Origin of the sequence: Paenibacillus sp. FSL R5-0490 (assembly GCF_001956215.1) — a bacterium.
Classification (GTDB): domain Bacteria; phylum Bacillota; class Bacilli; order Bacillales; family Cytobacillaceae; genus Cytobacillus.
This window is the reverse complement of record NZ_MRTQ01000039.1, coordinates 1-25,815: the sequence shown is the minus strand read 5'-3', so window position 1 is coordinate 25,815 and position 25,815 is coordinate 1. Positions and strand designations below refer to the sequence as shown.

31 protein-coding genes are annotated in these 25,815 nt (G+C 39.9%); 21 read left to right on the top strand and 10 right to left on the bottom strand.

What is annotated here, in order from left to right:
• Positions 1–238 precede the first annotated feature (238 nt).
• The 7 genes from BK139_RS22410 to BK139_RS22380 all read left to right on the top strand — a co-directional run bounded on the left by BK139_RS22410 (position 239) and on the right by BK139_RS22380 (position 6,110).
• Positions 239–1,036 carry an ABC transporter permease gene (locus tag BK139_RS22410; RefSeq protein ID WP_076263218.1) on the top strand — a complete coding sequence of 266 codons (798 nt, stop codon included), beginning with the start codon at positions 239–241 and terminating at the stop codon, positions 1,034–1,036.
• Between the two features lie 83 nt (positions 1,037–1,119).
• Positions 1,120–1,437, top strand: coding sequence for a hypothetical protein (locus tag BK139_RS22405; RefSeq protein WP_076263216.1), 318 nt, complete (start codon positions 1,120–1,122; stop codon positions 1,435–1,437).
• Positions 1,438–1,855: 418 nt separating this feature from the next.
• Positions 1,856–2,122 (top strand): phosphocarrier protein HPr, encoded by a 267-nt coding sequence (locus BK139_RS22400; protein WP_035328512.1) that lies wholly within the window; start codon positions 1,856–1,858, stop codon positions 2,120–2,122.
• A complete protein-coding gene (ptsP, locus tag BK139_RS22395; protein WP_076263213.1) occupies positions 2,122–3,837 on the top strand; it encodes a phosphoenolpyruvate--protein phosphotransferase in 1,716 nt (571 codons plus the stop codon). The genes BK139_RS22400 and ptsP overlap by 1 nt, the downstream gene beginning before the upstream one ends.
• A gap of 504 nt (positions 3,838–4,341) precedes the next feature.
• Complete coding sequence (locus BK139_RS22390) at positions 4,342–4,803, top strand: hypothetical protein (protein WP_076263211.1); 462 nt, start codon at positions 4,342–4,344, stop codon at positions 4,801–4,803.
• A 174-nt stretch (positions 4,804–4,977) separates the two neighbouring features.
• On the top strand, positions 4,978–5,856 hold the full coding sequence (locus BK139_RS22385; protein ID WP_076263209.1) for an NAD(P)-dependent oxidoreductase: 879 nt from the start codon (positions 4,978–4,980) through the stop codon (positions 5,854–5,856).
• Positions 5,857–5,930: 74 nt separating this feature from the next.
• On the top strand, positions 5,931–6,110 hold the full coding sequence (locus BK139_RS22380) for a hypothetical protein (protein WP_076263207.1): 180 nt from the start codon (positions 5,931–5,933) through the stop codon (positions 6,108–6,110).
• A 98-nt stretch (positions 6,111–6,208) separates the two neighbouring features.
• Here the strand turns inward: BK139_RS22380 and BK139_RS22375 are convergent, their stop codons facing one another.
• Together BK139_RS22375 and BK139_RS22370 are read right to left on the bottom strand one after the other, a co-directional pair.
• On the bottom strand, positions 6,209–7,363 hold the full coding sequence (locus BK139_RS22375; protein ID WP_076263205.1) for an aminotransferase A: 1,155 nt from the start codon (positions 7,361–7,363) through the stop codon (positions 6,209–6,211).
• 109 nt (positions 7,364–7,472) lie between these two features.
• Positions 7,473–7,676: a hypothetical protein gene (locus BK139_RS22370; RefSeq protein ID WP_076263203.1), complete on the bottom strand. Its 204-nt coding sequence runs from the start codon at positions 7,674–7,676 to the stop codon at positions 7,473–7,475.
• Positions 7,677–7,953: 277 nt separating this feature from the next.
• Between BK139_RS22370 and BK139_RS22365 the strand changes: the two genes are divergently transcribed.
• From BK139_RS22365 to BK139_RS22350, 4 genes are all read left to right on the top strand, one after another.
• On the top strand, positions 7,954–8,484 hold the full coding sequence (locus BK139_RS22365; protein WP_076263201.1) for an RDD family protein: 531 nt from the start codon (positions 7,954–7,956) through the stop codon (positions 8,482–8,484).
• A 109-nt stretch (positions 8,485–8,593) separates the two neighbouring features.
• Positions 8,594–9,058, top strand: coding sequence for a DinB family protein (locus BK139_RS22360; protein ID WP_076263199.1), 465 nt, complete (start codon positions 8,594–8,596; stop codon positions 9,056–9,058).
• Between the two features lie 47 nt (positions 9,059–9,105).
• Positions 9,106–10,425 (top strand): MFS transporter, encoded by a 1,320-nt coding sequence (locus BK139_RS22355; protein ID WP_076263196.1) that lies wholly within the window; start codon positions 9,106–9,108, stop codon positions 10,423–10,425.
• Positions 10,426–10,672: 247 nt separating this feature from the next.
• Entirely contained in the window at positions 10,673–11,578 is a 906-nt protein-coding gene (locus BK139_RS22350; protein ID WP_076263224.1) for a chemotaxis protein, read from the top strand.
• A gap of 120 nt (positions 11,579–11,698) precedes the next feature.
• On the opposite strand, the gene BK139_RS22345 is transcribed toward BK139_RS22350, so the two are convergent.
• The 5 genes from BK139_RS22345 to BK139_RS22325 form a co-directional block, all read right to left on the bottom strand.
• Complete coding sequence (locus BK139_RS22345) at positions 11,699–12,184, bottom strand: YkyB family protein (RefSeq protein WP_172581916.1); 486 nt, start codon at positions 12,182–12,184, stop codon at positions 11,699–11,701.
• A gap of 78 nt (positions 12,185–12,262) precedes the next feature.
• Positions 12,263–13,543, bottom strand: a complete 1,281-nt coding sequence (locus BK139_RS22340) for an MFS transporter (protein WP_076263194.1) — start codon at positions 13,541–13,543, stop codon at positions 12,263–12,265.
• Positions 13,540–14,148 carry a PadR family transcriptional regulator gene (locus BK139_RS22335; protein WP_076263192.1) on the bottom strand — a complete coding sequence of 203 codons (609 nt, stop codon included), beginning with the start codon at positions 14,146–14,148 and terminating at the stop codon, positions 13,540–13,542. The genes BK139_RS22340 and BK139_RS22335 overlap by 4 nt, the downstream gene beginning before the upstream one ends.
• A gap of 139 nt (positions 14,149–14,287) precedes the next feature.
• Entirely contained in the window at positions 14,288–14,785 is a 498-nt protein-coding gene (locus BK139_RS22330) for a L,D-transpeptidase family protein (RefSeq protein WP_076263222.1), read from the bottom strand.
• A 125-nt stretch (positions 14,786–14,910) separates the two neighbouring features.
• A complete protein-coding gene (locus BK139_RS22325) occupies positions 14,911–15,786 on the bottom strand; it encodes a metallophosphoesterase (RefSeq protein ID WP_076263190.1) in 876 nt (291 codons plus the stop codon).
• A 248-nt stretch (positions 15,787–16,034) separates the two neighbouring features.
• Between BK139_RS22325 and fadH the strand changes: the two genes are divergently transcribed.
• Positions 16,035–16,799, top strand: coding sequence for a 2,4-dienoyl-CoA reductase (fadH, locus tag BK139_RS22320; RefSeq protein ID WP_076263188.1), 765 nt, complete (start codon positions 16,035–16,037; stop codon positions 16,797–16,799).
• A 45-nt stretch (positions 16,800–16,844) separates the two neighbouring features.
• Here fadH and BK139_RS22315 read toward each other — a convergent pair whose 3' ends face one another.
• Positions 16,845–17,627, bottom strand: coding sequence for a C39 family peptidase (locus BK139_RS22315; protein ID WP_076263186.1), 783 nt, complete (start codon positions 17,625–17,627; stop codon positions 16,845–16,847).
• A 197-nt stretch (positions 17,628–17,824) separates the two neighbouring features.
• Between BK139_RS22315 and BK139_RS22310 the strand changes: the two genes are divergently transcribed.
• The 3 genes from BK139_RS22310 (at position 17,825) to BK139_RS22300 (ending at position 20,311) form a co-directional block, all read left to right on the top strand.
• A complete protein-coding gene (locus BK139_RS22310) occupies positions 17,825–19,039 on the top strand; it encodes an EAL domain-containing protein (protein WP_076263184.1) in 1,215 nt (404 codons plus the stop codon).
• 75 nt (positions 19,040–19,114) lie between these two features.
• A complete protein-coding gene (locus BK139_RS22305; protein WP_076263182.1) occupies positions 19,115–19,354 on the top strand; it encodes a hypothetical protein in 240 nt (79 codons plus the stop codon).
• Between the two features lie 255 nt (positions 19,355–19,609).
• On the top strand, positions 19,610–20,311 hold the full coding sequence (locus tag BK139_RS22300) for a DUF3993 domain-containing protein (RefSeq protein ID WP_076263180.1): 702 nt from the start codon (positions 19,610–19,612) through the stop codon (positions 20,309–20,311).
• A gap of 38 nt (positions 20,312–20,349) precedes the next feature.
• Here the strand turns inward: BK139_RS22300 and BK139_RS22295 are convergent, their stop codons facing one another.
• Positions 20,350–20,586 (bottom strand): glutaredoxin family protein, encoded by a 237-nt coding sequence (locus BK139_RS22295; RefSeq protein WP_076263177.1) that lies wholly within the window; start codon positions 20,584–20,586, stop codon positions 20,350–20,352.
• Between the two features lie 60 nt (positions 20,587–20,646).
• The gene (locus tag BK139_RS22290; RefSeq protein ID WP_076263174.1) at positions 20,647–21,597 is read right to left on the bottom strand and encodes an MBL fold metallo-hydrolase; all 951 of its coding nucleotides are present in this window, start codon (positions 21,595–21,597) and stop codon (positions 20,647–20,649) included.
• Positions 21,598–21,781: 184 nt separating this feature from the next.
• Between BK139_RS22290 and BK139_RS22285 the strand changes: the two genes are divergently transcribed.
• From BK139_RS22285 to BK139_RS22270, 6 genes are all read left to right on the top strand, one after another.
• On the top strand, positions 21,782–22,018 hold the full coding sequence (locus tag BK139_RS22285) for a YkuJ family protein (RefSeq protein WP_035328567.1): 237 nt from the start codon (positions 21,782–21,784) through the stop codon (positions 22,016–22,018).
• A 79-nt stretch (positions 22,019–22,097) separates the two neighbouring features.
• Positions 22,098–22,247, top strand: coding sequence for a hypothetical protein (locus BK139_RS24205; RefSeq protein ID WP_175609181.1), 150 nt, complete (start codon positions 22,098–22,100; stop codon positions 22,245–22,247).
• A 51-nt stretch (positions 22,248–22,298) separates the two neighbouring features.
• Entirely contained in the window at positions 22,299–22,442 is a 144-nt protein-coding gene (locus BK139_RS24200; protein ID WP_175609180.1) for a hypothetical protein, read from the top strand.
• 71 nt (positions 22,443–22,513) lie between these two features.
• Positions 22,514–22,960, top strand: coding sequence for a cyclic-di-AMP-binding protein CbpB (gene cbpB, locus BK139_RS22280; RefSeq protein ID WP_076263172.1), 447 nt, complete (start codon positions 22,514–22,516; stop codon positions 22,958–22,960).
• A 125-nt stretch (positions 22,961–23,085) separates the two neighbouring features.
• Positions 23,086–24,585 (top strand): MDR family MFS transporter, encoded by a 1,500-nt coding sequence (locus BK139_RS22275; RefSeq protein ID WP_076263220.1) that lies wholly within the window; start codon positions 23,086–23,088, stop codon positions 24,583–24,585.
• A gap of 150 nt (positions 24,586–24,735) precedes the next feature.
• A complete protein-coding gene (locus tag BK139_RS22270) occupies positions 24,736–25,620 on the top strand; it encodes a transcriptional regulator CcpC (RefSeq protein WP_048010649.1) in 885 nt (294 codons plus the stop codon).
• Positions 25,621–25,815: the final 195 nt, after the last annotated feature.

Sequence of the window (25,815 nt, the reverse complement as noted above, 5' to 3'; positions counted from 1 at the left end):
GCTTTATAATGTAAAGGCCCGATTGGTGAGATACAGTGAAACTTGCCGACGCGCAGGCAGAGGCTTAGTTGAACCAATCGGGTTCGTAGTATCCATTGATCGAAGCGCTAGCGGAGATCTTAGCGACACTAGAACGCGACTAACAATCAGTGGGGGATAAGGAAAGCCCCTGCTGATTGAAGTTTCACTTTATCCCGGTCTGCGGAAGAGATGGAGAAAACACCTATGGAGGAGTCTGATGGAAAATAGCTCAATTATTGATATTGAACTTTGGAGACTAATATCAGCTTACCTATTTGTACTGCTTCTAATCTTAATCTTCAAGGTGAGAGGCATCGCTCGTCAAAAAATGCTGGCAATGGCTGCTTTCAGAATGACACTTCAGCTTGTGATTGCAGGCTATGTATTAACCTATCTATTTGAACTTTCCAATCCGTTCTTAACGTTAGGTGTGATCTGTATTATGGAAGGTTTTGCAATTTACACAATCTATAAACAGGCTGGAACCAGACTGTCAGTAACTCTAAAAAAAACCATTGCGATTTCCATGATAACAGGTACAGCATTTTGTTTAATATATTTTAATTTTGTTGTTATTCATTTTGAGCCCTGGTATGATCCCCGCTACTTTATTCCAATTGCAGGCATGATAATTGGCAACTCCATGACAGGCATCACGCTGAGTGTAAAGGAGCTTCTGAATTCCTTTACCTCCCAAAGAGATATGATCGAGGGTGCCCTGATGCTTGGTGCTGAACCCAAAACTGCAGTTAAGCCATATGTTAATCATTCTTTTGATTCCGCTGTTCTGCCGACTATAAACAATATGCTTGGAATGGGCATCATTTTTTTGCCTGGTATGATGACCGGGCAGATATTATCGGGAGTAAGTCCGTTGCTTGCGATTGAATATCAGATTGTCATCCTGCTGGGGATTTTGGGCAGCGTAGGTTTATCCGTAATTTTATTTATCCTTCTATCTTATAAGAACTTTTTCAATCATGATGCCCAATTTTTTCCTGAAGGAAAAAACTAGTATTTTCTTAGCCAAGCTCACAGCATTTCACCCTTCTTGCCCGCATATAATTGAGAAATTAATCAAAAAGGCGGGATAAACAGATGAACCTTGAAAAAGAAAAAGCATACAGAGTGAAAAGCTTATCTCAGGATATCCTCGAGCACCTAATGGAAGACAACACAACTTATTCTCATGAAGACTTGAAACATGTAATAGAAATGCTGGCCCGATCAGTCTCAGATCTTGTTACACTCTATACGGAACGGGAAGGCGATCATGAAACCGCTCTTAAGGGGACTATTTCAAAAATGAGAATAGGCTATAATGTACTTCAATACAAAGAAACATCGAAGCTGGTTAGAAAACAAGATAAGTATCAACAAACGCCAGTGATTTTTAAAAAAATAGAACTGAAATGATAAGTAGAAATCCTTGGCAAATGAAAGCGTTTTATTCAAAAAAATGTGAACAAACGTTAAAAATTAAGGGTTTTTCATTGTCTAAATGAATGTGAAATGCTATTCTTTTGTCTGAGATGTAAGTTGTCCGATGACTTAATTACAGCCCGGTAATCTTACCTGATTCTATGGAAGTGTTCGAAAAGCAGAGGAGCTTCGAGAAGAAATGATTGCACTAATTTTTCTCATCCTTTTTGAACAACTATATACATGAATAATTCGGCATTGGAAAAAATAAAACAGCATATAGGACGGAATATAACGGTTTCATCCTGCTGCTGGTTTTGCTGAAACATTCCAGTTCCCGTTATTAAGTTCGTGAGGCAACGCCTTGCACATCTTAATTTATATTCAATAATACGAAGGAGATTGATCCCATATGGTACAAAAACAATTTAAAGTAACTGCAGAAACAGGAATTCACGCTCGTCCAGCTACAATGCTTGTACAAGCTGCAAGCAAATTTGACTCAGAAATTCACCTTGAATATAAAGAAAAGAAAGTAAACCTAAAATCAATCATGGGCGTTATGTCTTTAGGTGTTGGACAAGGTGCCGATATTACAATTATTGCTGAAGGCAGCGATGAACAGGATGCTCTTAACAGCCTTGAAGAAACATTGAAAAAAGAAGGATTGGCTGAATAATGAGCTTTTTAAATGGTATTGCGGCGTCAAGCGGTATTGCTATTGCCAAGGCTTACCGTTTGGTTGAGCCGGATCTCTCTTTTGATAAAGTGACAGTCAAAAATGCTGAACAGGAAGTTGAACGCTTTCAATCAGCTTTAGCTGAATCTAAAGGTGAATTGGAAGTTATCCGTGATAATGCCCATAAAGAGCTGGGTGCAGATAAAGCAGCTATTTTTGATGCTCATCTTCTAGTATTGAGTGATCCGGAATTAATTTCGCCAATTGAAGATAAAATCAAAACAGAAAATGTAAATGCTGAATCTGCTTTAAAAGAGACTGCGGATATGTTCATTACTATGTTTGAACAAATGGACAATGAATACATGAAAGAGCGTGCAGCGGATATCCGTGACGTAACGAAACGTGTACTTTCACATTTGCTCGGAGTACAAGTAGTGAATCCCAGCATGATTGCAGAAGAAGTTATCATTATAGCTGAAGACTTGACACCATCCGATACTGCTCAGTTAAATCGCCAGTTCGTTAAAGGATTTACAACTGACATTGGCGGAAGAACATCTCACTCTGCCATTATGGCCCGTTCCATGGAAATTCCAGCAGTAGTTGGAACAAAGGATTCTACAAAGCAAATAAATAATGGCGACATGGTTATCGTGGATGGATTAAAAGGTTTAGTACATATTAATCCGACCCCGGAGGCTATTGCTGAATACAAAGAAGAGCACCGAAAATTCGAGGAGCAAAAAGCTGAGTGGGCCAAGCTTGTCAATGAGAAATCAGTGACAGCAGATGGCCATCATGTTGAATTGGCTGCCAATATTGGTACTCCTAAAGACTTGAAGGGTGTAGTTGAAAATGGCGGAGAAGGCGTTGGCCTTTACCGTACGGAATTTTTATATATGGGTAGAGATCAGCTTCCAACAGAAGAGGAGCAGTTTGAATCCTATAAAGCTGTACTCGAAGGAATGAGCGGGAAACCGGTTGTAGTCCGCACACTGGATATCGGCGGGGATAAGGAGCTTCCTTATCTTAATCTTCCAAAGGAAATGAACCCATTCCTTGGCTTCCGTGCTATTCGCCTATGTCTGGAAGAACAGGATATGTTCAGGACGCAATTAAGGGCTTTATTAAGAGCAAGTACTTTTGGAAACCTGAAAATCATGTTCCCTATGATTGCCACTCTTGATGAATTCCGTCAGGGAAAAGCAATCCTTGAAGAAGAAAAACAGAAGCTTGTTAGCGAAGGCACACAAGTTGCCGATAACATTGAAATAGGAATTATGGTTGAAATTCCATCAACTGCTGTTATGGCTGAGCAATTCGCTAAAGAAGTCGATTTCTTCAGTGTAGGCACAAATGATCTAATTCAGTACACTATGGCTGCAGACCGCATGAATGAGCGTGTTTCTTACCTTTACCAGCCATATAATCCTGCGATCCTGCGTTTAGTTAAAATGGTAATTGACGCAGCGCACAAAGAAGGAAAATGGGCTGGCATGTGCGGTGAAATGGCTGGGGACGAAACGGCAATTCCATTGCTGCTGGGTTTAGGACTTGACGAGTTCTCGATGAGCGCTACATCAATCCTTAAAGCCCGTTCTCAAATCAGCCGCCTGAACAAAAAGGACATGGAAGCACTGGCTGCAAAAGCGCTTCATATGAATACAGCCGAAGAAGTAGTCCAAGCTGTAAAAGAAATAGCTAAGCTGTAATCAAACTGTAATATTTTGTGAGTTTTAAATATAATCTCCCGGGTAAATTAGAAGTAAGCACTTAGGTCAGACTTAATAAAGCTGATCATTCTCATTTTCCCCCCTTTTTAAACCGGCCTATAATGGCCGGTTTATTTTTTGCTTTTAGCGCGGTTCTCAGTCTTAAGGATGACTGAAATCACATCTTATGGTTGTTATCCGAAATAAAAAACTCTCCTATAATTAAGCTACAAAAACAAAAAGGAGAGATGGAAAATGGTTACCATAATAATCAGCTTTCTCTTTCATGATCGATATAGATGTATTAAAGAAAAACAGCAGAACGACTTATATGAGAAACAAAGCGCATTTTTAAGCCGCGTACTGCACTGAAGAAGCCTGAGAAGGGCTTCTTTTATTTCATGTGCTCATTTCTGTTATTTCCAAGGATTAGAATTAAGTTTTATAATTGGGGTTTATTGTCAGGCCGTAAAGGAAAAGGTAATGAAAAAGGAGGAATTCTTCATGAATAAAAAAATCATTAGCCTGATGTTCACCGCCATATTGGCATTGCTTCTGTCAGGCTGCATGCAGGGTACAAAGGATTCAATCGTCAATAGTCATGCTGAAGCCCTGCTGACTAAAAATAATGAGCTGCAGTTCCGGTTTAAAATTAATGAAAAAATTCTATCAGAAGAAGAATTATACAAAGTAAAAGTTTCCATACATAATGAAAAGCTGGCTGCTGCCTTGGGGACGAATGAGTTTGTTTATGGGGAGGACACTATTATTGATGGGGAATATATAGAAATCAATAATGAAAAGGGGAACTATATTTTTATGAATCCCATTCCTCTTATACAGGATCTGCACGTTTTCGAAATAGAAAAAATGATTGTGAATGAAGATGCAGTTTCCGTCGAAATTATAAATGAGGATGAAGTGGTAGCGAGAGCATTCTTAAACAACTTTTCATCCCAGCTTTAAAGGGTGTTTTATTTTAACTCTATTTGGGTATTATAAATTACGCGCATAAAATTGGGGATGGACCAGGTATTTGCCTGGTCTTTTGTCGTTTTGGCGATCCTAATATTTTTATTCAAACAAAAACAATGGTAGTATTAATGTAAAAAATTCAGAAATTTCAAGGGAGTGGGTACCATGATTTCACCTGAAAATACAGTTATCGGGTTTGTAGGAACAGGGGTTATGGGCAAGAGCATGGCGGGACACCTGTTGAAAGCCGGCTATCCGTTAGTCGTGTATACACGAACCAAAGAGAAAGCCTCTGAACTGATAGAGCATGGGGCAGAGTGGGCTGAGACTCCTGCAGCAGTTGCAAAGAAAGCAAATGTTATTATTACCATTGTTGGTTATCCCGCAGATGTAGAGGAAGTGTATCTCGGGGAAAATGGCATTATCACAAATGGCAGAGACAATACATATGTAATTGACATGACAACTTCGACACCAACATTAGCCAAAAGGATATATGAAGAAGCACGCAAAAACCGCATATATGCAATAGATGCCCCTGTTTCAGGTGGAGATATCGGCGCAAGAGATGCAAAGCTTTCAATAATGGCAGGAGGAGACAGGGACGCATTTCTGGCTGTAGAACCGATTTTCAATCTCCTCGGAACGAATATCGTTTATCAAGGGAATGCGGGAGCCGGACAGCATACGAAAATGTGCAATCAAATTGCGATAGCATCCAATATGATCGGGGTGTGTGAAGCGGTTGTTTATGCTGAAAAAGCAGGTTTGGACCCAAAAACAGTTCTTCAAAGCATAACATCTGGAGCAGCAGGAAGCTGGTCTTTATCCAATCTGGCACCCAGAATGATTGAGGGGAACTTTGAACCGGGCTTTTATATTAAACATTTCATAAAAGACATGAATATTGCCATAAATGAAGCTGAAGCAATGGGGATGATGACTCCGGGACTCTCGCTCGCAAGGAAAATGTATGCTGAGCTTGCTGAAAACGGAGAAGAAAACAGCGGTACACAGGCATTATATAAATATTGGGAAAAGTAATAAGCCCCATTTTATGAATAAACCCTCTTTTTTCACTTCAAACTAATAAAGAAAGTGAAAAGGGGGTTAGACAGGTGGGTAAAAGAAACAAAAAAAATGATCCTCAGCAGAAGAACAAAAAAGGTTTCGATTCTGCTGCTATTGATTCTGAATTCTCTCATGAATTTGGAAGTGCTGATACAAATAAAATTCAGAAGGATAAAGCTAAAAAGGAAAAAGCTTCAAAAAACAATGGGGAATATCAGGGGCAATAGTTGCAAAAAGGCAGGCTGGAGCTTGCCTTTTTGCTTTTTTAATGGAATATACGAAAAAAAAGCGCCATCTCTTTAAACAGGGATTGGCGCTTAGATATTTATATTTTAATGCATTCCAGATACTTTTCGATCCGGTTAAGCCCTTCCATTAATGTGTCCATGGAATAGGCAAAAGATATTCGGAAATAGCCTTCCCCATATGAGGAAAATGCACTGCCGGGAACTACTGCAACTCCTGCCTCTTCAACAAGTGAAAGGGCAAATTCAAAGGAGTTCATGGAACCATCAGGAATTTTTATAAAAAAATAAAAAGCGCCATCAGGTTTGACTACATCCAGATTCATTTGTACTAATCGCTCATAAACATAGTCACGGCGCTTGGCATATTCCTGTCTCATTGGCAGGGCGTCGTCGATCCCTGCTGTCAGCGCTTCAAGGGCAGCCATTTGGGAGACAGATGCTGCACAAGTCACATTATACTGATGAACCTTCAAGATATGCTTGGCCAGATTTTCCGGTGCGAATAATAGCCCAATGCGCCAGCCTGTCATGGAATGGGATTTGGATAAACCATTAATGACGACAGTTTGATCCCGTAAAAGGGAAGCGATTGAGTGGTGGGGTTGATCATAGATCAGTTCGCTGTAAATTTCATCAGCAAGGATAAAGATATCTTTGCCCTTAACAAGAGCTGCAATTTGCTCAAGTTCCTCCAGTGTTAGGCTGACACCTGTCGGATTCGATGGGTATGGAAGAACAATGCATCTTGTTTTTTCACTCATTTGTTCCGCGATTAAATCTGCAGTAAATCGGAACTTGTTTTTCGAAATATCACTATGTACCGGAACTGCACCGCAAAGTTTTATGATTGGCTCATATCCGGGATAAACAGGACCAGGCAGGATAACTTCCGATCCTTCGTCCAAAATTGTCCGGAAGGCAATATCAATTCCTTCACTCGCTCCAGATGTCACAATGACTTCAAATTCAGGGTTATATGTAAGGTTATATTTTGTTTTTACAAAGGAAGCTGCAGCTTCACGCAATCGAATATCGCCCGCATTGTGTGTGTAGGAGGTAAAGTTTTCGTCGATTGCCTGTTTTGCTGCTTCTTTAACATGCAGCGGCGTAGGGAAGTCAGGCTGTCCAATTGTAAGAGAAATCATATCTTTGGTGCCGGCAACCATATTGAAAAACCTTCTGATTCCGGAAATTTCTATGTCCTTCACTCTTTGGTTGATTAAATGTTCCAATGTATTCACCTCGTATCATCATACTGTTTATTCTAACACTTTGGCACAGCGGCAAACAGTAAAAAATAAAACAGGCCCTGAGTACTATTCAGAGCCTGCAAAAATATAATTAGTATCCGTAATCCCAATCAACTTCATCTTCATGCCATAAAACCGGGGATACAGCACCAAAGTCGATTACTTTATTTTCTATATGACACTGGCAATGTTTATCGCCGCATTGATCTTTCATTTCCTCAAACACTGAATGTTCCACATTTTCCAGAATCGTAACCTTGTTTTCATCATGGTAAAGGATTGCTGTACCTTTCATGCCTGATTGCACCTCTTTTTTTATTTATGTAAAACCTTACTTTCTGCTTTACAGACTTATTTTATGCCTTGCGTAAGAGGGTGTCTACAGTGTTAGAAGAGTGTTCACAGAATAGTCAAGATGAAAACGTTTAAAAAAAATACTTGAAAAAATAAATCTGTGTAAGATTTTACAAATAGTTGAATATAATTCATTTAGAGATTAACATTAGTAGATAGTGGAAACTATACTTTTAGTTTATAAGTTTCCTGTTTAATTAATTTAAGGAGGTTTTTAAGTGGAGACATCTTTAGAGAAGCAGCCTTATGAAAGCACAAGGGAATATGGCGGATTCTGGCTCAGATTTGCGGCCTATTTAATTGATTCTATTATTGTTGGAATCCCGCTTGCCATTCTAAGCATCGTTATTTTTATGATCTTCTTTGGCACTTCTGACGTTTTTAACACGATGATAAGTGACCCTTCTTATATGGAAGCAGAAATGACCGATGCAGAAGCTCTTGCATTCATGGGGTCATATTTTGGTGCACTTGGAGTAACTTTTATTGTCAATCTTGTCATTGCTGTTGCCTATTTTGCAGGCCTGCATGCATCCGCATGGCAGGGGACTGTAGGGAAAAAGCTGCTGGGATTAAAAGTGACTGACTTAAATGGTAATCGCATTTCCTTCTGGAGAGCGCTTGGGAGATATTTGGCCATGGCCATCTTGTCTGGAATTTTCCTTATCGGCTACATCATTGCGGCCTTTACAGAGAAAAAACAGGCACTGCACGATTTAATCGCAGGCACAGTTGTAGTAAAAAAATAACTCAAAAAAAAGCTGTATGGCCTAGCTGCTATACAGCTTTTTGAGGGACAGCACTAAAAAGGATTTATTGCTTGCATGCAGAATATATTTTTAGAAAGGGAGGATGAAAATGCAAAAGAAGGATATTATTACTCACTATGAATCTTTTTCAGTGTGGCTAGAGTCTATAAAAGAGCTTGACCAGGAAACTTGGCTAAAGCCTGTAAAAACCGGAAAATGGCCGGTTGCCGCAGTAGTTGCCCATCTGTTATTTTGGGATAGATATTCCCTTGAGAAGCGTTTCCCATTTTTTAAAGAGGGCGCAGAGCTTGAGAGCTATCCTGACTTTCAGTATGTGAATGATGCTGCAGCAGAATATGCTCAAAAGCATACAAAACTGGAAATAATTGAAGAACTATTATCAGTCAGAATAAAATTCCTTCATATACTAGAAGGAATGACTGAAGAAAAACTGGATACAGCCTTTACAATAGGCAGTACTGCCTTAACTATGCGTGATTATTTTGCTGATTTTATTGAACATGACATTCACCATAAAAAGCAAATTATCCAGGCTGCCGGCATCAGGGTTTAATATGCAGTGACAGTCTCACTGTTTTTTTACATGAAGGAGCTGATGGCATGGAAATAGAAAAAACGGAGCTCAAGAAGCCGGGGAAATTCAATTCCCTGCGCCTGTATATGACCCTGCCGATCGTATCATGGGCACTATATGATTTTGCGAATACCATCTTTTCATCCAATATTAATACGATATTCTTTCCATTTTACCTGCAGGAAGTAATAGGAGAGAATGAAGTTTTAAATCAGATCGCAAGTACGTTTATATCTTATTCGAATGCATTGGCAAGCTTTTTTCTTGTCCTGTTTTCACCCTTGTTCGGAGTTATGATAGACAGGACAGGAAGAAAAAAGAAATATATAGTGATCTTCACGCTTATTACTGTCATGGCAACGATATTGATGGGTGTTTTTGCATCCAGCCAGATTAGCGGGAAAATATTTGGGCTGCCTGTTTACCTTGCACTTGTTATTATTTGTTTTATAATTGCAAAGTTTTTTTTCCATTCCAGTCTGGTGTTTTACGATGCAATGATTTCAGACTTGGGAACAAAGCAGGATATTCCGCTGATTTCGGGCTTTGGAGTAGCAGTCGGCTATATTGGAACCCTTGTTGGCCTGACTGTTTATTTATTTGTGGGTGATGACGGTTTTCACGAATCTTTTATACCAACGGCTATTTTATTTCTGGTGTTTTCATTGCCGCTGTTTTTATTTGTAAAAGATAAGCCTTATCAGCCAAAAGAAAAACAATCATTTTTATCCGGGTATAAGGAAGTTTGGCAGACCTTTAAAGAAATGAAACATTATAAATCAATTTTCACTTTCATGATTGCTTATTTTTTCTTAAATGATGCAATTGCCACCACGATTGCGATGATGGCCGTTTATGCAAAAACAATTGTCGGCTTTACCACTGGCAAATTCATTTTGTTATATCTCGTTTCCACGGTGTCAAGTATAATTGGTTCTTTTGTATTTGGCTATATAACAAAGGCGAAAGGGGCAAATAAAGCGGTTAAGTATGTTGGAATCCTTCTTCTTGTTGCATTGGCAATTGCGGTTGGCGCTGTCAATGAAGCAATGTTCTGGATTGCAGGCAGCATGTTTGGCGTTGCCCTCGGTTCCATGTGGGTAACCACAAGAACGTATATTGTGGAATTAACCCCTGAAAATAAAAGAGGACAGTTTTTTGGTTTGTTTGCATTTTCAGGGAAAGTATCATCCATTATTGGTCCGCTCATTTACGGAAGCATTACCCTGATCTTCGCAAGCTATGGAAACATGGCGAGCAGACTGGCTTTAGGTTCATTAATGATTTTGACTATAATCGGACTGCTCGTTCATTCAAAAATAAAAGACGACAGCATTCCAGAATAACCGTACATTTTGTATAGCATTCCAGAAGCAGGCCGCTCCAGGCTTGCTTTTTATTGTTTTAGCATTACAGCTGCGCTGCATAACGGGGACTTATGATTTAAAATATTAAATTTTAATAAGAAATTTTACCCATTCATGGTATATTAATAGAGAAAAAGAATCAAATGGCAAGTGCTCTGCTATAGAAGACATAATTTGCAGCACCGAATATAGATATAGCCAGATGAAAAAGGAAGGGCGATTAAAAGTGGATCAGAAAAAAGGCATCTTACTTGAAAGCGGAACGAATGAACTCGAGATTGTTGAATTTTCCATAGGAAGGAATAAATTCGGCATAAATGTGATTAAAGTGAAGGAAATTATAAACCCTGTACAGGTTACTCCTGTCCCTCATTCTCATAGAAATATAGAAGGAATCATTGAACTGAGGGGTGAGGTGCTTCCTGTAGTGGATGTAGCTTCTTCGCTGAATATGGCTCCATCGGAAACCCCCCAGCAGGATAAGTTTATTGTTACAGAGTTTAATCAGCAGAAAATTGTTTTTCATGTTCATAATGTTTCGAAGATTCACCGTATTTCCTGGAACCAAATTGAAAAACCATCTGAAATGTACCAGGGACAGGAAAGCCAGATTATCGGAATCATAAAGCTTGGTGAAGAAATGGTCCTGCTGCTTGATTTTGAAAAAATGGTCACTGAAATTAATCCTGATTCAGGGATCAGCATCCAGAAGGTGCAAAAACTTGGAAAGCGTGAAAGATCTGATAAGAAGCTGATTATTGCAGAGGATTCTCCATTATTAAGAAAGCTTTTGAACGATACATTAAATGAAGCGGGTTTTTCCCGGATTGAATTTTTTGAGAACGGCAATGAGGCTTATGAATATCTGCATTCTTTAGCAGAATCCGGACGGAATGTCACTGATGAAGTACAGCTCATGATCACGGATATCGAAATGCCGCAAATGGACGGGCACCACCTCACAAAGAAAGTGAAAGATCACCCGTTGCTTGCAGAAATCCCGGTAATTATTTTTTCTTCATTGATTACCGAAGATCTTCGCCATAAAGGACAAATGGTTGGGGCAGATGCACAGGTGAGCAAGCCGGAAATTGCTGAATTAGTGCTATTAATTGATCAGCATGCGTTATAAGGCACAACAAGAAAAGCTGGAGTTTTTCATTCCAGCTTTTTGGTACTTTGCTAAATGTCTAGCTCCAGGGCCTACCCCCTTGAGGTGTCGGGGGTGAACAGGCGCTTCCGCTTTTCTTAATTAAAAGTAACTTTCTCCTAATTTCTTAAATACAGGCTTTTGATAGCGCTGTTTTTTTTCATTCGGCGGGCTATTAAGCTCTTTTAGTCCTGTATATGACATTAGCAATTTTTTCGCTGCATTAAGTGATAAGGAGGACTTAGGATTTCGGACGAAGGAATCCAGCTTGCCCAAATGGGGAAGTTCAGAAAAATCCTCTTTAGAGGGCGGGAGATGGAAAGAATAGTTCCCGCACTTTACAAGAACATCTGATTGCTGCTGGCTATTTTTGGGATTGCCGGAATAATGCAGGCCTGCTTTTTGGGCTTTACCTTCTTTGATCAGCTTGTGCAGGGCATCGTGCTTTAATTTATACAAAAATTTAGGACTAGGTGCTGTCTTTGCATGGCGGTTAACGGTGAAGATGGCTTGAGAGAGGTTTTCAACCGTTGGCTGCAGATGGGGATATTGTTTCTTATCAGAATTCAATTTCCAATCTCCTTTCATATTTTAAAGGGGTATAAAAATATTATACCCCTTTTAGTCAATAAAACCAACTTAGGATAGGGCTTATATTAGAAAAGCTTATCCATCCAGCTGCTTTCCGCTTATGGACTGGAAGGATCCTGATTTTTTCCATATAACTGTGAGCATGGTGAAGCCTAATAATGTCGTTGCCATGCCTGCGCCAATCATAACAAAAGAGACACCCAGCTGTTTGGCAAGAAGAGCTCCGGCTGCAGGTGCTGTAAGCATGGAAAAAGTTTGAAGGGACATGGCGGCAGCAGAAACTCTGCCCATCATGTGCTTCGGTGTTTCAGATTGAAGAACATAGCCGTAAGGGACAGATTCTCCAGCCCCTAAGAGGCCTAAAAGACATGCACCGATTATCCAGGCCAATTGTGGTATATTAAGAAAACCTAAGCCTCCAAGCCCAACAGCTGCTATAAAAACGCCGCTTAATATGGCTGAAGAGCTCATTAAATGGATGGGTTTCCGGTTCCACCCTGTCCATTGGCCCAGCAAAAGTGAACCTGCGACACTTCCTGCTCCCACTGCACTTATCAGGAATCCGAAATTCCCCTCATTAAATCCAATCTGCTTTGCAATAAAAACAAATAACCCATCATAAAGGAAAATAATGAAAAACGCTGCAGAAGAAAGAATAATCGAGATCTTTAAAAGGGGAGTATGAAAAATATGTTTGATGCCTTCGGAAAAGTCTTTCCAAAATCCCCCTTTGGCTGTGTGGCCGCCAGCCATTTTATTATCTGACTCTTCCAAGGACTTTAAGCTGGGAAGAAACAGCAGGAAAATAACAGCTATAAAGAATCCTGCTGCTTCAAACAGAAAAGGACTTTTGGGTCCAAAAACAGCTATAATCCCTCCTCCTAATGCGGGCCCCGCAATTTTCATCGTGTTGACTGAAAGCTGGCTTAGAGTTACTGCTTCAGGCAGCATGCTTTCAGGTACAATCATCCGGATGGCACTCTGCCTTGCAGGATCATAAAGTGCTGATACTGTTCCTTTTAAAAACACAAATAATAGAAGAATGTATAAGTTAGGAGCGTAAAATAAGCCTGCTACAAAGACTATTCTTAAAAGGAGGCAAACAATCATAACTGCTTTCTTGTGCATTCTGTCCACAAACACACTTGCAAATGGCCCTATGATGACCCACGGAAGACCGAGAACTATAATGACAGAGGCAATTGCCGTTTCATCCAGACCCCAGTGATAAGCGACAATAACCTGCAAAGCAATTAAATCCAGCCAGTTCCCCAAATCGGAAAATAACTGGGCGCCAAAAAGAGCGCGAAAGGATTTTAGCTTGAGGGGTTTAAAAATACCTGGTTTCGCTTTCAATTCCCATCATCCCTTCCGATGGCCATCCTTCTCCTGTTCAGCAGCTTTTCAGTATTGCCATAAGGATCCTGGCCATCTGGCAGATTATCTTTTTGCAGCTCTTCAATTGATTCCTCGATCCACTTAATTTCTGTTTCCAGTTTCATTTCTGCATATCGAATCGAGAGGGTGCCAAGCTTGGTGATATAGGAATATCCATTTCTCGGCCACTCTTTTACGAATTTAAGAATATCTGACGCATCTTCTTTTCTTTTTAATAAATGGCTGATTAGTATTTCATTATCCATATCTTCATGCCAGGTTGACATTTTCATTAGCAGTTCATCTTTAATAACGGGGAAAGAAGGAGGAGTCTTCAGCCAATTCTCAAACTCTTTCCAGCCTTTAGCAGTAAGCTCATACATTTTTTTCTTTCTTCCTTCATCTTCTTGTTCTATTGCATAGATAAAACCTTCTTCCTCGAGCTTTTTTAATTTCGGGTATATGCTTCCATAGCTCATTCCCCAATATAGGCCAGCAGCTTTGTGTTCAAATTCTGATTTAATATTATATCCTGTGCTGGGCCAAAAGCTTAGTACAGCAAGGATGGTATGTTCTATAGACAAAAATAAAACTCCTTTCAATGTATCAATACGATATATCAATATGATATATCACTATGATATGTCGTGTTGGTAAATAAATCAACAAAAATAAAAAACTTTCGCAATTTTTTGCGAAAGTTTTATAAAGGGACGATCGTATCTATGGTTGTATAAGTACCTTTGTGCCATTTGGTACTATGCGTGCCAATTGGAGGACATCCTGGTTATACATTCGTATACAACCTTTGGAAACAGATTGGCCAATTGAGGAAGGGTTGTTGGTTCCGTGAATTCCGTAGCCGTACTTTGACAGAGAAAGCCACATAACCCCATATGGACCCCCGGGGTTAGGTTCTCTGTTCACAATTACAAACTCTCCAATTGGCGTCTGAGACAGCATTTTTCCGACCGCAATGGGATAGACTTTTTGTACGGCACCGTAAGATAAAAGAGTTAAGTTTTTTTTGCTTCTTGAAACTATGATGGTATATGGTATGGAATCAGGTTCAGGCAATCCTGGTATCACTATTCGCTGGCCTGGATAAATCAGTCTTGGATTTACAATGGCAGGATTTGCCGCCAAAAGCTCGCTTAAAGGGCGGCGGTAATTTTGAGCAATGACTGACATTGTCTCACTGGGCTTTACTATATGGTAAATAGCATCCACCTCTTTCTGAAAAGGTTTATTTAAATATATGCATGGAAAAATCATCTTGTATCTTATTATTTAAATTTGTCCTGAATGCAGCAAAAAAAGGAAAGCTGCAATGATTAACTTTCCCTTTAGATGCTGCTGTCTGATTGCAGGGTAAACACCGTCAGTTCAGGTCTGGATAAAAAGCGGAAGGGCAGACGGGTTGTCCCAAGCCCTCTGTTTACATAAAGAGTTAATGGATTTTGACTGCCAATTTCATAGAAGCCTTCATAGTATCTTTCAGCATGTGGTGGTTTAACTAAGGCTCCAAAGAACGGCAGTTTTATTTGGCCGCCATGACTATGACCGCTCAACTGCAGATTTATGCTGAAGGCAGAGGCTGCATCTGCTAAATCCGGTGCGTGGGACAATAAAATATTATATGATCCATCGTCCATATTTTCGCTGGCAAGCTTTATGTCCGGCCTTCCGAGCATGGCATCGTCAATGCCTATAATCCCGATGCTGCTTCCGGAAAATTCGAGTTTGCGATTTTCATTCATTAAAAGAATAAAGCCTGATTCTTCCATAATGGACTTATAGATATCTGAACCATAGCCCCCGTGATCATGATTCCCATAAATAGCAAACCTGCCGAGAGGTGCCTGAATTCTTTTCAGGAGCGGTGCTATTTGGTCTGCCTTTTGATATTTATTAGGTTCATCCATCAGGTCACCTGTAAAGAAAACAATATCAGGCTTCAGGCTGTTTATCTTTTCAATCAATTCTTCCAGCTGTTTCAGGTCATAATGAAATCCTAAATGGGTGTCGCTGAATTGGATGATTTTTTTATTATTAAACGCTTGGGGAATTGCGCTGTCAGAAATTTTGCAGTTTGTGATTTCCAGGAGCCGAGGCTCAATATCCCGTGCATAATAATAGCCGCCTGCACTAATTCCAAACACAGCAGCAAAAAAGCCGAGAGTTCTTTTTAAAAAAGATCTTCTGGACACTTTTTCCGGCATTGGGCATACCAACCTATCTTTTAAAAATTTTTTCTGGAGTCAGCATGAGAATAGAGATATCGCCTTCTCATTACAGTATCTTTAATACTATCAAACTATCCTATTAAAAAGAAGAATTAACTATGCTTGTTTTTTATCCTTCATTTTCCTTAAATTAATTTATTTATTTGTAAATAATAATTCGAAAATTCTATAATTAATGGTAAAATGTAAATGAATGATCATTCATTTTTGAGAGGGGAAATAGGATGAAGAACAAAACAGTCATTGTTACTGGCGGTTCAAGCGGCATGGGGAAGTTTATGGCAAAGAGGTTTGCAGAAGCCGGTGCCAATGTGGTGATAACAGGAAGAAACCCGGAACGCCTGGAGGCAGCAAAAGCTGAAATTGAAACAACCAATGGACAAGTTTTAACCATTCAAATGGATGTCCGTGAGATTGAACATGTTAAACATATGCTTAATGAAACACTGAGTACATTTGGGCAAGTTGATTTCCTCGTTAATAATGCAGCAGGAAATTTTATATGCCCTGCAGAGCAGCTGAGTGCAAATGGATGGAATTCTGTTATTAATATTGTCCTGAATGGAACCTTTTATTGTTCAAGCGAAGTCGGTAAATACTGGATTGAAAAGGGGATAAAGGGAAGCATTATCAATATGGTGGCTACGTATGCATGGGACGCCGGAGCGGGTGTCATACACTCGGCTGCCGCAAAAGCAGGGGTATTATCTATGACAAGAACATTGGCTGTCGAATGGGGCAGAAAATTTGGAATCAGGGTAAATGCGATAGCTCCAGGTCCAATTGAAAGGACAGGGGGGGCTGACAAGCTGTGGGAATCGGAGGAAGCTGCAAAAAGGACACTTCAAAGTGTACCGCTTGGCAGGCTTGGAAAGCCGGAGGAAATTGCAGAATTGGCCTTCTTCCTTTTCTCAGAACATGCCGGTTATATTAATGGGGAGTGCATCACAATGGATGGCGGCCAGTGGCTAAAGCAGTTTCCGTTTTAATGTATATTAAAGCCGGCTGATTTGTTTTCAGCCGGCTGGCATATTCTATTGATAGCTTACAGCTCTCGACTGCAATGCCTTCCATGATGAAATAAATTGTTCTTTTGAAACCTTCACCTGTTTTTTTCCTGAGAGGGGGTCGTTTAGAAAAACAAACTGGTCATTATACCCCACCAATACGACTGCATGAAGATCTAATGGAGTTTTAATGGTTTTGCCGGAGTGAGTCCAGGATTCCCAGCGGTCAGGAAGCCTATAATCTCCTGTCGTCCAGACGACAGCAGGATATCCTTTGGAAACATGCATAAGAACTGCATCAAAATCCCGGCCGGTTAAATTAACGGCTCTTCCTGGCAGGTATTTATTCACCAATTCTTCAATTGGTTTATCGAAAACTGCGTATCCGGCAGTTCTTCCTGTCATATCTCCCACAAATCCTTCTTCAGGATTACCCCATTTTAAAATATCACCTTTTGAGCGAATCAGCGGATCATGGTCTTTTTTTACTTCATCATACAAATCCATTTTCCCGACTTGGACACCTGCATGCTGCAGAACCATTGTCAAGCTGGTTACTTCACAACCATACTTCAATTCGGGATTTTGTCTGATTAGTGGAACATCAATGATGACAGATCGTTTTTTAACAGCCGTAGTGGCCTCCGTATTACGGGCTGTTACTTTCTGCTGGTCCTTATTTGCGTTGACAGGTATTTGGGCAGTCAGCTCTCTTGAATCGATGCCTGTCTCTTGTACAGGACTGGCCGGTTCTGAATGTCCGCACCCAAGCAAAGGAATAAGAAGGGATATAAATAGGAAGTTCCTCATGAAATACCCTCTTTCTCTTGATGTTCTGATATTAGCTTGTGGAGTATAACACGGCAATATGATGAAAAGCTTTTGCCAAACAAACATGTTTCATCAAGTACTGGAAGCTATATTTTGAATAGTAAAAGTTTTAAGCGAATATGGTATAATAACTCATTAATCGCAGTTTCACTTTATTTACATAGGGAGGCTAGGACATGGATGCATTGGATATCCTTACAGATTTGGATAATGTATTTCCCTATTTCCAGCCAATATTCAGTGCAGATGAGCACCGTGTCATTGGGTATGAGGTATTAGGCCGATATAAAGGTTCTGATGGGGTTATCAGTTTGGGGCCATTCTTCCAGGATGAGAATATTCCTGAAGAATTCCGGATTGAGGTTGATTATGAAATATTAAAAAAGGCATTAGGCAAGGCGCAGAATCTTGATAAAGATGTTCTGATTTTTATAAATAGAGATGCTGACATGCTCATGTATAACGATGGGGAACAATTTTTAAATGCCCTCCAGGAATATGAAAAAAAAGGCATAAGCCTTGACCGGATTGTACTGGAAATTACCGAAAGGAATTACAAGGGCGATATTGACCATCTGGACCATCTTTTAAATTACTACAGGACATATGGAATCAAGTTAGCAATAGATAAACTTGGAAATGAAAGCAGTCATCTCGATCGAATCGGACAATTGGCTCCTGACATTTTAAAGGTGGATCTGGAGTCCATGAAATCCAATGCATCTGCTTATAATTTTAATGATATCCTTTATTCCTTATCCATGCTTGCCAGGAAAATTGGAGCTAGCTTGCTTTTTGAAAATATTGAAATGGTTTACCAGCTTCAATATGCATGGAAAAATGGAGGGCGTTACTATCAGGGATATTATTTGCAAAAACCTGCAGAAAATTTTCCGGACAGAGATATTTTAAAGGAAAAACTGCGAAACGAATGCCACCGGTTTATTGTGCATGAAAAGAAAAAATTGGAGTCGCTGTATCAGGTTACACTTGAGTTCAATGACAAGCTGATTGATTTTGTCAATAAAAATAAAAAGATTATTGCTTATGAAGAAACCTTGGAGCAGATCGCCCTTCTTTTGGACGGGGCAGCTTTTCGCCTGTATATCTGCGATGAAGACGGATTTCAGAAATCTGCGAATTACTTCAAACGGGATGGAGGATGGATTTTCCAAAATGAATATCTTCATAAAAATTGGAGCTGGAGGCCGTATTTTCTTGAAAATATAATGAAGATGCGAATAAATAAAAAGGGAATCCTCTCTGATTTATATACCGATATTGAGACAGGTGAAACCATTAGGACCTTTTCCTTCCCGCTTAATACAAATGATTACTTATTTGTGGATTTATCATACGAATTTTTATACGAGCATGATGGGTTATTATAAGATTAAATTATAAGTATAAACAATCTTGATTTGAGGGAATGTAAGTGTAGAACTTTCCTCAAGGAGAGATTAACCATGAGCATGTACACATTGATCATACTACTGATCGGACTTGGGATACTTGTATATTCCTTAGTTTACACTTTGTTTATTGGAAAAGAAAGAAAGGCAGTAAAGGGCGATATCGATGCAGAACTGCCGGATAATGTTCAAAAGCATGCATATATCAGGAATCCTATATTTTTGACATATGCCATATGCTTTGGAATCCTTCTTGTCATGATTATTTATTTTGCACTTACATGGACTTGGTGAAGACCCTCCACTGGAGGGTTTTTTTTGTGTAAAAAATGGAATTGACCAATTTACAATATTTACATCCCAATTAATTATGGACTTTTCCATCTGCTGCGTTAATTCTTTGTCAATACGGGTAGATTCTTAACAAGAAAAGAATTTTTCTGTCAAAACACTAGAGAATTTGGAGAACGAAAGCAGGTATCAGGAAATTTATTTGCTGGTAAAATTGAGGGTACAAACTAAGTGATCGATAAAGAAAGGGAGAGTGGAATGTACAAGCATATTACAGGAATTATTATCACAATTGCAGTCATGATCGCAGCGATTCCTTCTCATACTTATGCCGAGAAAAATACTAATAAAGAAGAGGTATACGAATTCCTGCAGAATGCCTTTCAAGCACAGGTTGAGCTTAGCGGGGAAGAGAGAAGCATGAATGAAGTCGATGAATTGCTTGAGCCGTATTTTTCTGAAGAAGCTAAAAATCAATTTCTGAAAGAAAATCTTGTTTCTGAAAATGGCAAATACTTCACTCTTGGAGGAGATGTTGCGGCATACTACATTCCGTTTTTTACATATTCGGATAATACCAAAGTTGTTGAAGAAAATGGGAAAGTTTATGTGTATGAATATTTTCCGGAAAACCATGAAGGACCTGTAGGTTATGACAGCCACTATGAGGGAATTTTGCTGACGGAGCAAGGAGGGAAAATGAAAGTCGCCAAATTCCTGGGTGAAAATATTCCCGGGAAAATAATAAACAAAGCAGAGAGTGGGCAAAAAGCGGCAAAACCAACCTCTTTTAAACCCCCTGAAACAACTTGGCAAAAGAAGCCTTCCTATCAATTCGGGTTTCTGTTAAATCCATTTGATGTCATGTTTCGGTCAGGAAGCATGCTCTTAACAGATAACCAAGGCATATTAGCTTTGTTTGAACAACAGGAGCTGGACGGACAGCTGGCAGCCAATTAAAAGAGCTTAAAAGCTTAACGGGCTTTTAAGCTCTTTTTTTATTCCATTCCAAGAGCTGATCTAAGTTTTTCCAGGTCAAATCCCCTAATGACGGTGTCCCCGATAACCACAGTTGGCGTAGAAAAGGAGCTAAACTGCTTTGTCAGCTCTTTATGTGCAGCGGCATCTTTTTTTATGTCTTTAATTGTATAGGCATATCCATTCTCATTCAAAAACATTTTTGTGATTTCACAGGGCGGACAATCCGGCTGTGTATATAAAACAATCTCTTTCAATTTTTGTATCCTCTCTGTCTTTTGTAACTCTATCATAAAGCAGGATGATCCAGCAGGCAATCAGTTTGCTTTATGCAGGTAATCAATCAATCCCATCGAGCAGACAGCGATGTCTACAGAAAGAATCTCGTATACAGGATGGTCAGATGGGACGCCTTTACCATTAAGAAAGGTTTTAACTTTCTCTTCGAGAACAGCTTGTGCCGCCTGTGACTGCTGATCAATAGACCCCCCGCCAGAAAAGGCAATTTCCCCTGCGTTCATGAAAATCTTAAGCCAATCCTTTATTTGCCTGTAGACTTCTTTCGGGGTTGAACTCATGCCGTAATGGCCAAAGAAAATAAGTTCAAGATCCATTTTTTCGTACATGTCAATGGATTCGAGCATTTTGACTGGACTGAATTGGTTTGGTGAAGTTGAGGGCAGATACAATTCAATCCCAAGCTCTTTTAACTGCGGATAAAATACACCAGCAGTATCTCCCGTAAACATCCCATTTAAAGCAGGGTGAAATATACTGAAGTGGTGATTGGCGTGTCCGGGCGAATGATAAAATTTCAGAGTGCAATTTGGGCCTATGTCAAGCTCTTCTTCATGTTCTTTAGTGATAATCTTATCCTCTGAAACAGGCAATATTGGATTAAACAGTCCATCAAATTGATCACCATAAACGGCTTTTGCACCGGTAATTAAGCGTGAAGGGTCTGCTAGGTGCCTGGCACCTTTCGGGTGGACTATTACCTTTGCGTTTGGACAGTGGGTTAATAATAAGCCTGTGCCGCCCGCATGATCGAGATGAATATGTGTCAGTATGATATAATCAACTTCCTCCGGTGTAAAGTGAAGCTGATTCAGTCCTTCCAAAATGTAGGGGATCGAGGGGCTGGCCGAGGTTTCAATCAAAGTCAGCTTTTGTTCTGTTAAGACATATGTACCGGTACGTTTTTCCAATGAAAGGTCAAAATCATCAATTAAATATAGGTTTTCCGCTAATTTTTCAGGTTTTGGCAAAAAAAATCACGTCCTTTATAAAGCTTTTGCTTGTACAAACACCTGACAATATTTTATTCTGTTAATATTGGTATGTAAAGCATTCAGCTTGAATATTCTGAATTTATTTTCATAAGGATAGAAACATGCCAAAAGAGAAACCTAAATGTTAATTATGGGTTTTGTTTTGGAAAGGAGAGAGAGCATGTCACAGCTTCAAGGTATATTAACACGCTTAAAGAGCTTACAGGAACAAGCAACAGGCGGAGAGCCAATGCAAAGATTTTTTGAGGTGAATGGTGAAAGAAAATGTCAGGTAACTTTTCATCCGAAAAATGAAACATTTGAGCTTGAAGTATATAACGATAAAGAAAAGCCAAAAAGATATCAATTCGACAACATTGATATGATCACAATCGAAATTTTCGATTTGATTCAATAATTCACCACATACATAAGGGGCCTTTTGGCCTCTTTTCTTATTTCTGCTTTAATAATAAACCAATTGCCAGAGGTGTGAAATGTATTACCTGCTCACGATTATGCTGTTTTTTACTGTTCTGCTTTTGCTTGCAGATTTAATTAATACAAAAAGAGAAGTAATACGGATCAGGAAAACTCTTGAAGAAATGAAAGAAATTTTAAAAGACAATAGAGGCTCGAAAAATTAGGCATGGAGAACAATAAGCAGTATATGATTCTTTAAGTTGAGGTGAAGCAGAATGATGCCAACTGTAACATGTCCGAGCTGCAGGGCAGAAAAAGAAATTGATGCCGTATTAACTGCACAATCTAATCAAAATGTTATTTTTCATTGTCCTGACTGCGGCTATGAAGTTAAAGACATTCAAACCAGTAAAGGATAATAGGCGCAAAATGCCGAAGACTGTGATAAAATGGTTAAGAAGCATAACTAATTTTTGAGGAGTTTTCGGTGATGATCAGTCTTCATAGCGAGGAATTTTTAGAATTTAACATTAGTGATTTCATGATTCCTTCTGAACGGGTAGCACATGTGCAGGTTGGGAATAGCCTGGAGCATGCCCTCTTAGTACTAACGAAAAGCGGATATACAGCAATTCCTGTACTGGACCCTCAATATAAGCTGCAGGGCTTAATTAGCACACCCATTATTATGGATTCCATTCTTGGTCTCGAGCGGATTGAGTTTGAGCAGCTGGAGAAAAAAAGGGTTGAAGAGGTTATGAACGCAAATATTCCAAGGCTTGATGATGAATCTTCTATCCAGCAATCGATCGCACTATTAGTTGACCATCCATTTGTTTGTGTTGAAAACAAGGAAGGCTATTTTGAGGGAATACTTACCCGCAGAACAGTATTGGATCAGCTAAACAAACATATCAGACGATTAAATAAACAATAAAAATCAGCTCCCCGCAGTGGGAGCTTGCTTTATTTTCAATGATGAGTATTCAGACGGGTTTATGGCCGTTATTTTCGGATTTATTCATGGAGGGGAAATACTTGAGTCAAACTTTACATAAAAAAATGCCTCAAGGAAAGAGGAAAGTGACCAAAAAGCCTTTTGTGCTGGCTTCAGTAATGCTTGCCATGTTTATGGGGGCCATTGAGGCAACCATAGTGTCAACCGCGATGCCTGCCATTGTTGGGGATTTAGGCGGATTTGCTTTATATAGCTGGGTGTTTTCAGCATATTTGTTAATGAATGCTGTGACTGTTTTGATTTACGGCAAGCTTTCTGACTTATTTGGGCGGAAGCCCGTTTTAACGTTCGGGATTATCATTTTTTTAATTGGTTCCATTTTATGCGGTTTTGCGGAATCAATGACTGCACTGATCATTTTCAGGTTAATCCAGGGTTTTGGTGCCGGAGCTGTAATGCCGATTGCAACAACCATTGTCGGGGATATTTATACAAAAGAGGAAAGGGCACAGGTGCAGGGTTATTTATCAAGCGTTTGGGGAATTTCAGCTATCATGGGCCCGGCAATAGGCGGACTGCTGGTTGAATTCGTCAGCTGGCGATATGTTTTTTGGGTTAACATTCCGCTTGGCATCATGGCTATTGCAGGCTTATGGCTTTTCCTCCATGAAAATGTGGAAAGGAAAAAACACCAGATCGATTATGCCGGAGCTGTGCTATTAACTGTTTCCATTTCATCTCTCATGTTTGTGCTTGTGGAGGGAGGAACAAATTGGGCATGGAATTCCATTGAAGCCATCAGCCTTTTAGCGGTCAGTGTAATTGCCTTTATTTTATTTATCCTGCAGGAACAAAAAGCTGCAGAACCAATGATGCCTTTTAATATATGGAAGGAAAAGCCGATACTAATTGCCAATTTGGCTTCCTTAACCACCGGTGTCATGCTTATAGGGATTTCCAGTTTTCTGCCTGCATTTGTACAGGGTGTCATGGAAAGATCTCCGATAGTAGCCGGCTTTACACTTACCACGATGTCGATTGGATGGCCGATTGCTTCTGCAGCGGCAGGCAAGCTGCTTTTAAAAATTGGTTTTAGAAGTACATCTGTCATAGGCGGAGTGTTTTTGATAGCGGGGAGTATTATGTTTGTTACCCTCACTCCTGAAGCGGGACCCGTATGGGCAGCAGCTGGGAGTTTTCTGGTTGGGGCAGGCATGGGCTTGACTACTACAGCTTTCATTGTATCCATTCAGAGTACAGTGGAATGGAATCAAAGGGGCATCGCCACTGCTGCCAATATGTTTATGAGAAATCTGGGCAACACCATTGGAGCAGCCTTGCTGGGCGGAATTTTGAACAGTCAGATCAAATCATATATACAGAATAATGGTGAAGGCATAGACGCCAGCTTATCGTTAGATTCAGCAAATGTATTATTGAATGAAGATGCAAGAAACAGCATGGATGCGGGAATAAAGGAAATTCTGCAGAATGGCCTTACCGTTTCACTTCATTCGGTGTATTATGCAGTGCTGTTATTTGCTGTGATAAGCTTCTTATTGGTCTTTGCACTGCCAAAGCATGAAAGGGAAATCGCCGATTAGGCGCATGTAAATCTCTGCATTTATCGTGCAGAGATTTTTTATGTTTCACTTCTTGAACTTTATCTCTAAACCATTATCGAAATTGATGATAAAGAAATTCAAAATTTATTAAGATATACTATAAGAAAAAGTTATGAAGGGAAGATGTTTATGTCTTCACTTACAGAATTTCATCTTTTATCGGTGCTGGCACAGGAAATGAATATGAGGAAAGCGGCTGAGCGTTTATTTGTATCGCAGCCGGCGCTTTCACAGCGCCTTGTGAATATTGAAAAGGAATGGGGGAACAAGCTATTCCTCCGCTCCCAAAAGGGATTGTCTCTGACACCGGCAGGAGAAATTGTTATTCAATTTGTTAATGAAGTTCTGGCCAAAGAAGAAAAAGTGAGGGAGTCAATTACTGCCCTTAATTCGGAGGTTCATGGAACGTTAAAAATTGCAGTTGCTTCAATTGTCGGACAGAATTGGCTGCCGCAGGTTCTTAAAAAGTTTGTCAGCCGCTATCCCCAGGCAAAAATTTCTCTGATTACAGGCTGGAGCAGTGAAATATTAAAATCTCTTTATGATGATCAGGTTCATATTGGAATTATCAGAGGGACTCCGGATTGGAAGGGGATTAAAATCCCTTTATTTAAGGACAGTCTTTATCTGGTTGATACAGAAATTACAAGGCCGGAGCAGGTTCTTGAAACAGACCGGCCATTCATTCAATTTAAGAGTGATTCAAACTATTATCAGGAAATTCAAGACTGGTGGCTGCGGCAGTTCAAAACTTCTCCAAAAAGGACAATAGTAGTTGACCAAATTGAAACATGCAAGCAAATGACTTTCAATGGAATAGGGTACGCCATTCTCCCGGCCATTACGCTGAACGGTGCAGAGAAAAATATTTTTAAGATCCCGCTGCTTGACGAGAATAATTTGCCGATTAAGCGTGATACATGGCTTCTGGGATACGAATCGGCCTTTCAGCTCAAGCAGGTGCAGGCATTTGTTGAGTTGATAAAGGAGCATATTGAAGAAGAAAGACAGTGAAACCCCATTTTTTCTTCCTTCATTTATCGCAGTCTAACGGGCAGTAAGACCCCCGCTTCAAGATTCAGAGGAATCAAAGGAGGGTAAGCGGGGGGCAAACTGCTCGATCTAGCTGCGGCTCCTAGGGGCTCGAGGTCATAAGCCAATCAGCTGATGGGAAGAAAAGCACTCCCCACCATCTGCTCGTCTTATGCT